Source organism: Geodermatophilus sp. SYSU D00710, from assembly GCF_054050195.1.
The window spans coordinates 24,250-31,872 of sequence record NZ_JBJGYX010000061.1; the positions used below are offsets into that span (position 1 = coordinate 24,250).

A 7,623-nucleotide genomic window follows, 5' to 3' on the forward strand; every position below is an offset into this window, starting at 1 on the left:
GCGCCCATGATCCCACCGGCGCGGGGGCGCGGTGTCAGCCCTCGGCGGACGGGGTCGCGTCGACCTCCGCGACGTCGCCGGCGCCCAGCCGCACCCGGCGCAGGAGGTCGAACAGGGTCTCCTGCTCGGCCTCGGGCAGGTCGCCGAGGCCGAAGTCGAGCGCGGTGAGCTCCCGGGTGGCCGCCTCGACCACCGCGCGGCCGCGGTCGGTGATGCCGGCGAGGACGCCGCGGCCGTCGGCGGGGTTGGGCCGGCGGTCGACGTACCCGGCCGCGACCAACCGGTCGATGGCGTTGGTGACGCTGGTCGGGTGGACCATGAGGCGGCTGCCGATGACCTTGAGCGGCAGCTGCCCGCTCCGGCTGAAGGTGAGCAGCACGAGCACCTCGTACCGGGCGAAGGTCAGCCCGTGCGGGCGCAGCACCTCGTCGAAGCGGGCGAGCAGGATCTGCTGCACCCGGAACACCGACGTGGCCGCGCGCATCGCCGCGGCCGGCCCGAAGCGCTGCTCCCAGGTCTCCCCCGCGCGCTCGATCGGGTCGAACGGCAGCCCCAGCGCCCGGACCATGCGCCCGACGCTACCCGCCGCCCGCCTGCGCCCCGGCCTCCGCGCCGACCGGTCACCCGCACGCGTCATGTCGACCTGGTGCGGTCTCAGCGCGGCCGAGCCCGCACCAGGTCGACAACCGGCGGGGCCTGTGGACAGCCGGAGCGCCGACACTGCCGCAGCAGCCATCCTCCTGCGGTGCCCGTCCAGCCACACCGCCCGCCGATGCTGCGGGGCCGCGTCTTCCGCGGGTCGCAGCAGGTCGCCGCCGGCCGGATCACCAGGCACCAGTTGCGCAGCGCCGCCTGGCAGCGCCTGTTCCGGGACGTGTACGCGTGCTCGTCGGTCACGGTGACGCACGAGGTGCGCGCCGGGGCCGCCGCGCTGCTGCTCGTCCCCGGCGCCGTCGTTTCGGGTCGGAGCGCCGCGGTGCTCTGGGACGTCGACGCCGCGACGGTGACCGACGACGTCGAACTGACGGTCCCGCCCGGGTCGTCCGCGTGCACCGTGCCCGGCGTCCGGGTGCGCCGGTGGGCGCTCGACCCGAACGAGGTCACGACGCGCCGCGGCGTACCCGTGACCAGTCCCGAGACGACCGCCGTCGACCTCGCCCGTGCGCCGGGTCCGCTCACCGGTGCGGTCGCGCTCGTCGATGCCCTCGTCGCGCGCCGGGTCACCGACCTCGGGCGGGTCAGGGCAGCGGTCGCCGCGGCCACCGGCCCCGGCTGCCGGCGTGCCCGGTCGGTGGTCGCGTTGGTCGACGGGCTCGCGGAGTCACCTCAGGAGACCCGGCTGCGCCTCCTCCTCCACGCCTCGCGGCTCCCCCGTCCGGTCGCGCAGTACCGGGTGCGGGACGACGTCGGCCGGGTGGTCGCGCGGGTGGACTTCGCCTGGCCGGAGCACCGGGTGGCCGTCGAGTACGAGGGACGATGGCACGGCCGACCCCAGCAGGTGGCCGCGGACCGCGCCCGCCTCAACCGGCTGACCGCCGCTGGCTGGCGGGTCGTGTTCGTGACGGCGGAGGACCTGCAGGAGCCCGGCCGGCTGGTCGCCCGGCTGGCGGCGGTGCTCGCCGCCTGAGCGCCGCTTGTAGACCTGGTGCGATGTCAGCGCCGCCAAGACCGCATCAGGTCGACAACGGGCGCGACGGCCGACCCCTCAGACGGCGGGGCGCAGGCGGGGGACGTCGCGGACGCCGAACACCTCGCGCAGCGCCACCTGTGCGGCGTTGTCCCCGCAGGCGCCGTGCACGGCGGGCCCGGGCGGGGTGGCCGAGGACGCGAGGTACACGCCGTCGACCGGCGTCTTGTAGGTGTTCCACCGCGGCACCGGGCGGAACAGCATCTGGCGCAGCGTGGCCTGGCCGTTGGAGATGTCCCCGCCGAGGTACATCGGGTTCCACGCCTCCATCTGGACGGCGTTCTTGGTGACCCGGTCGACGATCGTGTCCTTGAACCCCGGCGCGAACCGCTCGACCTGGTCCTCGATCGCCGCGGTCATGTCCACGTCGGACCCGTGCGGCACGTGCACGTAGGCCCAGAAGACGTGGCCGCCCTCGGGCGCACGGGTCGGGTCGGGCACGGTCGGCTGGACGGCCAGCACGTACGGGCGCTCGGCGGCCCGCCCCTGGTTCGGGGCGCGCTCGCCGGCGATGGTCTCCTCGAGGGTGCCGGCCACGTGCAGCGTCCCGGCCCGCCGGGCATCGGGGTTGGTCCACGGCACCGGCTCGGACAGGATCCAGTCGATCTTGAAGACGCCGGCGCCGTGCCGGTACCGCCGCACCCAGCGCCGGTAGCCCTCGTGCACCCGGTCGCCGGCCATCGACACAAAGGCCTCGGGCGTGGTGTCGAGCAGCACGGCCGGGACGCCGTCGAACTCGCGCAGGTCGGTGACCAGGTGCCCGGTGACCACCTCGCCGCCCTGCTGCTCGAGCGCGGTGACCATCGCGTCGGCGAGGTTCTGCGACCCGCCCTCGACCAGCGGCCAGCCGACGTGGTGGCCGAGCATCGTCAGCAGCATCCCGAGCGCGGAGGTGAGCGGCTGGCTCAGGTCGAGCATCCCGTGCGCCGCGGCGCCGCCGAGCAGCGCGCGGGCCTCCTCGGTCTCGAAGTACCGGTGCGCCAGCCAGCTCACGTTGGGCAGCCCGTTGAGCCCGAAGTACACGATCTGCGGCACGCTGCGGGTCGGCAGCCGGCGCAGCCGGCTGGTCAGGAAGAAGTCGACGACGTCCTGCCCGTGCTCCACCAGCGGCTCGAACAGGCGGCGGTAGGCCGCCCCGTCCCGCCCGAGCGCGGCCGCCGTCTCCTCCAGGGAGTGGTACTGGACCGCGGCCCGCCCGCCCTCCAGCGGGTGGGCGAAGTTGACCTCCGGCTGCACCAGCCGGACGCCGCGGCTGGGCAGGTCGAACTCGCGGAAGAACGGTGCCGCGGCGGCCATCGGCTGCACGATGGAGCAGACGTCGTGCCGGTAGCCCGGCCGCATGAGCTCCTCGGTGCGCATCCCGCCGCCGGGCCGGTCCGCCGCCTCGACGACCTGCACCCGCAGCCCGGCCGCCGCCAGCCGCAGCGCTGCGGCCAGGCCGTTCGGCCCGGCTCCGACGACGACGGCGTCCGGCTTCCCGTTCACCGGGTCAGTCTGCCCGCGGGGTCCCGGAGCTGCCCGAGGAGCCGGTCGGCGGCGCGGTAGGGGTCGGTCTCCCCCGCCACCACCTCGCCGGCGAGCGCGGCCAGCGCGGCCGACCCGCGCACCTCGCCGATCCGCTCCCGCAGCCCGGCGAGCGCGATCGCCTCGATCTCGCGGGCGGCCCGCTCGGCACGGCGGCGGGCGCCCTCGCCGGAGCCGGCCAGCCACCGGCGGTGCGCCTCGACCTCCTCGAGGACCCGGTCGACGCCCTCCCCGCGGGCGGCCACCGTGCGCAGGATCGGCGGCCGCCATGCCCCCGGACCGGTGGACCGGCCGCCCAGGGACTGGGCGTAGCGCAGGTCGCGCACGGTCCGGTCGGCGCCGTCCCGGTCGGCCTTGTTGACGACGAGGACGTCGGCCACCTCGAGGATCCCGGCCTTGGCCGCCTGGATGCCGTCGCCCATCCCCGGCGCGACGAGCACCAGCGTGGTGTCGGCGAGCGAGGCGATCTCCAGCTCCGACTGGCCGACGCCGACGGTCTCGACGAGCACGACGTCGCAGCCGGCCGCGTCGAGCACCCGCAGCGCCTGCGGCGTCGCCCAGGCCAGCCCGCCCAGGTGCCCGCGCGAGGCCATCGACCGGATGTAGACGCCGGGGTCGCCGGCGTGGTCCTGCATGCGCACCCGGTCGCCGAGCAGCGCGCCGCCGGAGAAGGGCGAGGACGGGTCGACGGCGAGCACGCCGACCCGCCGACCGGCGGCCCGAAGGCCGCGAACCAGCGCCGTCGTCGTCGTGGACTTGCCGACGCCGGGCGCGCCGGTCAGCCCCAGCACCTGCGCGTGCCCGGTGTGCGGCGCCAGCGCGGCGGCGACCTCGCGCAGCAGTGGGCTGGCGTCCTCGACCAGCGAGATGAGCCGGGCCACCGCGCGGGCCTCGCCGTCGCGGGCGCGGGCGACCAGGTCGGGGACGTCGACAGCGCGCCGGCCCCGCCTCCCCCGGGGGGTGGCGGGGCCGGGCGTCGTGACGGCCGTGCCCTCCCGGACGAGGCCGTCGGGCGTCACGCGGGAGCGGGCACGTGCAGGACCAGCGCGTCGCCCTGCCCGCCACCGCCGCACAGCGCGGCGGCACCGACACCGCCACCGCGGCGGCGCAGCTCGAGCGCCACGTCGAGCACGATCCGGGCGCCGCTCATGCCGATCGGGTGGCCGAGGGCGATCGCGCCGCCGTTGGGGTTGACCTTCTCCGGGTCGATCCCCAGCTCGCGGGTGGAGACGAGGGCGACCGCGGCGAAGGCCTCGTTGAACTCGACCAGGTCGAGGTCCTCCGGCGCGATCCCCTCGCGCTCGCAGGCCCGCCGGATCGCGCGGGCGGGCTGGCTCTGCAGCGTCGCGTCCGGCCCGGCGACGACGCCGTGCGCGCCGATCTCGGCGATCGGCGTGACGCCCAGCTCCGCGGCCTTCTCGGCGCTCATGACCACAACCGCGCAGGCGCCGTCGGAGATCTGGGAGGCGGTGCCCGCGGTGATGGTGCCGTCCTTCGCGAAGGCGGGCTTGAGCCGGGCGAGGGTCTCCACGGTGGTGTCGGCGCGCACGCCCTCGTCGTCGCGGAACTCGATGGGGTCGCCCTTGCGCTGCGGGATGAGCACGGGGGTGATCGCCTCGTCGAAGATCCCGTTCTTGCCCGCGCGGGCGGCCTTCTGGTGACTCTCCGCGGCGAAGGCGTCCTGCTCCTCGCGGGTCAGCCGGTACCGGTCGTTGGCCTGCTCGGTCAGCGCGCCCATGGCCACCTGGTCGAAGGTGTCGGTCAGCCCGTCGTGCGCCATGGCGTCGACCAGCCGCGCGTCGCCGTACTTGGTACCGGTGCGGCCGCTGGGCAGCAGGTGCGGCGCCTGGGTCATCGACTCCTGGCCGCCGGCCACGACGACGTCGAACTCGCCGGCGCGGATGAGCTGGTCGGCCAGCGCGATGGCGCTCAGCCCGGACAGGCAGACCTTGTTCACGGTGATCGCCGGGACGGTCATCGGGATGCCGGCGGCCACCGCGGCGGGCCGGGCCGGGTTCTGGCCGGCGCCGGCCTGCAGCACCTGGCCCATGATCACGTACTCGACCTGGTCGCCGCTGATGCCCGCGCGCTCCAGGGCGGCCTTGATCGCGACACCGCCGAGGTCGGCCGCGGAGAAGTCCTTGAGCGAGCCGAGCAGCCGGCCCATGGGGGTCCGGGCGCCGCTGACGATCACCGAGCGGGACATGCTGCCTCCAGGAGCGCGCCGCCGACGCTGGCGACGACGGGTCGGACCGCGCCCGCGGGAGTCGCAGGTCGCGGGGACAGGGCTGCAGGCCAGGATAGATCGGTTCTCCAACCGGGTCGACGGGCCGACCGGGACCCCGGACGGTCCAGCCCGCCCGGGCGTGATCCCCGACACACTGGTGAGTCGTCTCAGACGTCTTGCGCCAAGATGACCCGATGACCGACGCCGCGACGGGTCTGCCCGCCGAGCTGTTCACCACCGTCGACCACGTCGGGATCGCCGTCCCCGACCTCGACGAGGCGATCGCCTTCTACGCGAGGACCTTCGGCGTCCGGTCGGTGCACGAGGAGACCAACGAGGAGCAGGGCGTCCGCGAGGCGATGCTCGCCGTCGGCAGCGGGGAGACCCGGATCCAGTTGCTCGCCCCGCTCACCCCGGAGTCGACGATCGCGAAGTTCATCGGCCGCTCCGGGCCCGGCCTGCAGCAGCTCGCCTTCCGCGTCGACGACGTCGAGGCGGCCGGCGCCACGCTGCGGGAGCGCGGCCTGCGGCTGCTCTACGACGTCCCGAAGCGCGGGACGTCGGGCAGCCGGGTCAACTTCGTCCACCCCAAGGACGCCGGCGGCGTCCTCGTCGAGCTCGTCGAGCCCGCCCGCACCGCCTCCTGAGCCCCGGGCTCCGGGGCGCGTCCCCGGGTCGCCCGGCCCCGGCGGTTACCGGCCGGTAACCTGCCGCCGCACCCCCTCCGCTCCGAGCCGACCAAGACCCGGGAGTAGCACGTGGACGCGATCAGGGACGCCATCCTCGCCGACCAGCTCAGCGACATCGGCGGGCTGCCGGTGCCGGAGTCCTACCGGGCGGTCGTCGTCCGCAAGGACGAGCAGGAGATGTTCGCCGGGATGCCGACCAAGGAGAAGGACCCGCGCAAGTCGCTGCACGTCGAAGAGGTGCCCACCCCCGAGCTGGGCCCGGGCGAGGCGGTGGTGGCGGTGATGGCGTCGTCGGTGAACTACAACACCGTCTGGACGTCGATCTTCGAGCCGGTCTCCACCTTCGGGTTCCTCGAGCGCTACGGCCGCCAGAACCCGCTCACCAAGCGGCACGACCTGCCCTACCACGTGGTCGGCTCCGACCTGGCCGGCGTGGTGCTGCGGGTGGGCCCGGGCGTGAACAAGTGGAAGCCCGGCGACGAGGTGGTGGCGCACTGCCTGTCGGTGGAGCTGGAGGACCCGGCCGGCCACGACGACACGATGATGGACCCCCAGCAGCGCATCTGGGGGTTCGAGACCAACTTCGGCGGCCTGGCCGAGCTGGCGCTGGTCAAGAGCAACCAGCTCATGCCCAAGCCACGGCACCTGTCCTGGGAGGAGGCGGCCGCCCCCGGGCTGGTCAACTCCACCGCCTACCGCCAGCTCGTCTCCCGCAACGGCGCCGGCATGAAGCAGGGCGACGTCGTGCTGATCTGGGGCGCCTCCGGCGGGCTGGGCTCCTACGCCACCCAGATGGCGCTCAACGGCGGCGCGATCCCCGTCTGCGTGGTCTCCAGCCCGGAGAAGGCCGACATCGTCCGGACGATGGGCGCCGAGCTGGTCATCGACCGCTCCGCCGAGGGCTACCGGTTCTGGAAGGACGAGGACACCCAGGACCCCAGGGAGTGGCAGCGGTTCGGCAAGCGCATCCGCGAGCTGACCGGCGGTGACGACGTCGACATCGTCTTCGAGCACCCCGGCCGGGAGACCTTCGGCGCGAGCGTCTACGTCGCCAAGAAGGGCGGCACGATCGTCACCTGCGCCTCCACCAGCGGGTACATGCACTCCTACGACAACCGCTACCTGTGGATGAACCTCAAGCGGATCGTCGGGTCGCACTTCGCCAACTACAAGGAGGCGTGGGAGGCCAACCGGCTCATCGACCGGGGGCTGGTCCACCCGACCCTGTCGCGCACCTATGCGATGGAGGAGGTCGGCCAGGCGGCCTACGACGTCCACCACAACCTGCACCAGGGCAAGGTCGGCGTGCTCACCCTCGCGCCGCAGGAGGGCCTGGGTGTCAAGGACGCCGAGAAGCGGGAACGGCACCTGAGCGCGATCAACCGCTTCCGCGGCGTGTGAACCCGCCGGGGGGGGGGGGGGGGGGGGGGGGGGGGGGGGGGGCGGGGGGGGGGGGGGGGGGGGGGGGGGGGGGGGGGGGGGGGGGGGGGGGGGGG

The 7,623-nt window shown here is 74.9% G+C and carries 7 protein-coding genes; 3 read left to right on the forward strand and 4 right to left on the reverse strand.

Going from position 1 to position 7,623, the window contains the following annotated elements; genetic code table 11:
* Positions 1-34 precede the first annotated feature (34 nt).
* Positions 35-568: a MarR family winged helix-turn-helix transcriptional regulator gene (locus ACI78U_RS20845; protein WP_456877306.1), complete on the reverse strand. Its 534-nt coding sequence runs from the start codon at positions 566-568 to the stop codon at positions 35-37.
* Positions 569-745: 177 nt separating this feature from the next.
* On the opposite strand from ACI78U_RS20845, the gene ACI78U_RS20850 reads away from it, so the two are divergent.
* A complete protein-coding gene (locus tag ACI78U_RS20850; protein WP_456877307.1) occupies positions 746-1,627 on the forward strand; it encodes a type IV toxin-antitoxin system AbiEi family antitoxin in 882 nt (293 codons plus the stop codon).
* A 78-nt stretch (positions 1,628-1,705) separates the two neighbouring features.
* On the opposite strand, the gene ACI78U_RS20855 is transcribed toward ACI78U_RS20850, so the two are convergent.
* The 3 genes from ACI78U_RS20855 to ACI78U_RS20865 are packed head-to-tail and all read right to left on the reverse strand — an operon-like array spanning position 1,706 to position 5,417.
* On the reverse strand, positions 1,706-3,172 hold the full coding sequence (locus ACI78U_RS20855) for a phytoene desaturase family protein (protein WP_456877308.1): 1,467 nt from the start codon (positions 3,170-3,172) through the stop codon (positions 1,706-1,708).
* Positions 3,169-4,230, reverse strand: a complete 1,062-nt coding sequence (meaB, locus tag ACI78U_RS20860) for a methylmalonyl Co-A mutase-associated GTPase MeaB (protein ID WP_456877309.1) — start codon at positions 4,228-4,230, stop codon at positions 3,169-3,171. Before meaB ends, ACI78U_RS20855 begins: the two co-directional genes overlap by 4 nt.
* Positions 4,227-5,417, reverse strand: a complete 1,191-nt coding sequence (locus ACI78U_RS20865; protein ID WP_456877310.1) for an acetyl-CoA C-acetyltransferase — start codon at positions 5,415-5,417, stop codon at positions 4,227-4,229. Before ACI78U_RS20865 ends, meaB begins: the two co-directional genes overlap by 4 nt.
* Positions 5,418-5,632: 215 nt before the next feature.
* Between ACI78U_RS20865 and mce the strand changes: the two genes are divergently transcribed.
* Together mce and ccrA are read left to right on the forward strand one after the other, a co-directional pair.
* On the forward strand, positions 5,633-6,085 hold the full coding sequence (gene mce / locus ACI78U_RS20870) for a methylmalonyl-CoA epimerase (RefSeq protein WP_456877311.1): 453 nt from the start codon (positions 5,633-5,635) through the stop codon (positions 6,083-6,085).
* Between the two features lie 111 nt (positions 6,086-6,196).
* Positions 6,197-7,528: a crotonyl-CoA carboxylase/reductase gene (ccrA, locus tag ACI78U_RS20875; protein ID WP_456877312.1), complete on the forward strand. Its 1,332-nt coding sequence runs from the start codon at positions 6,197-6,199 to the stop codon at positions 7,526-7,528.
* Positions 7,529-7,623: the final 95 nt, after the last annotated feature.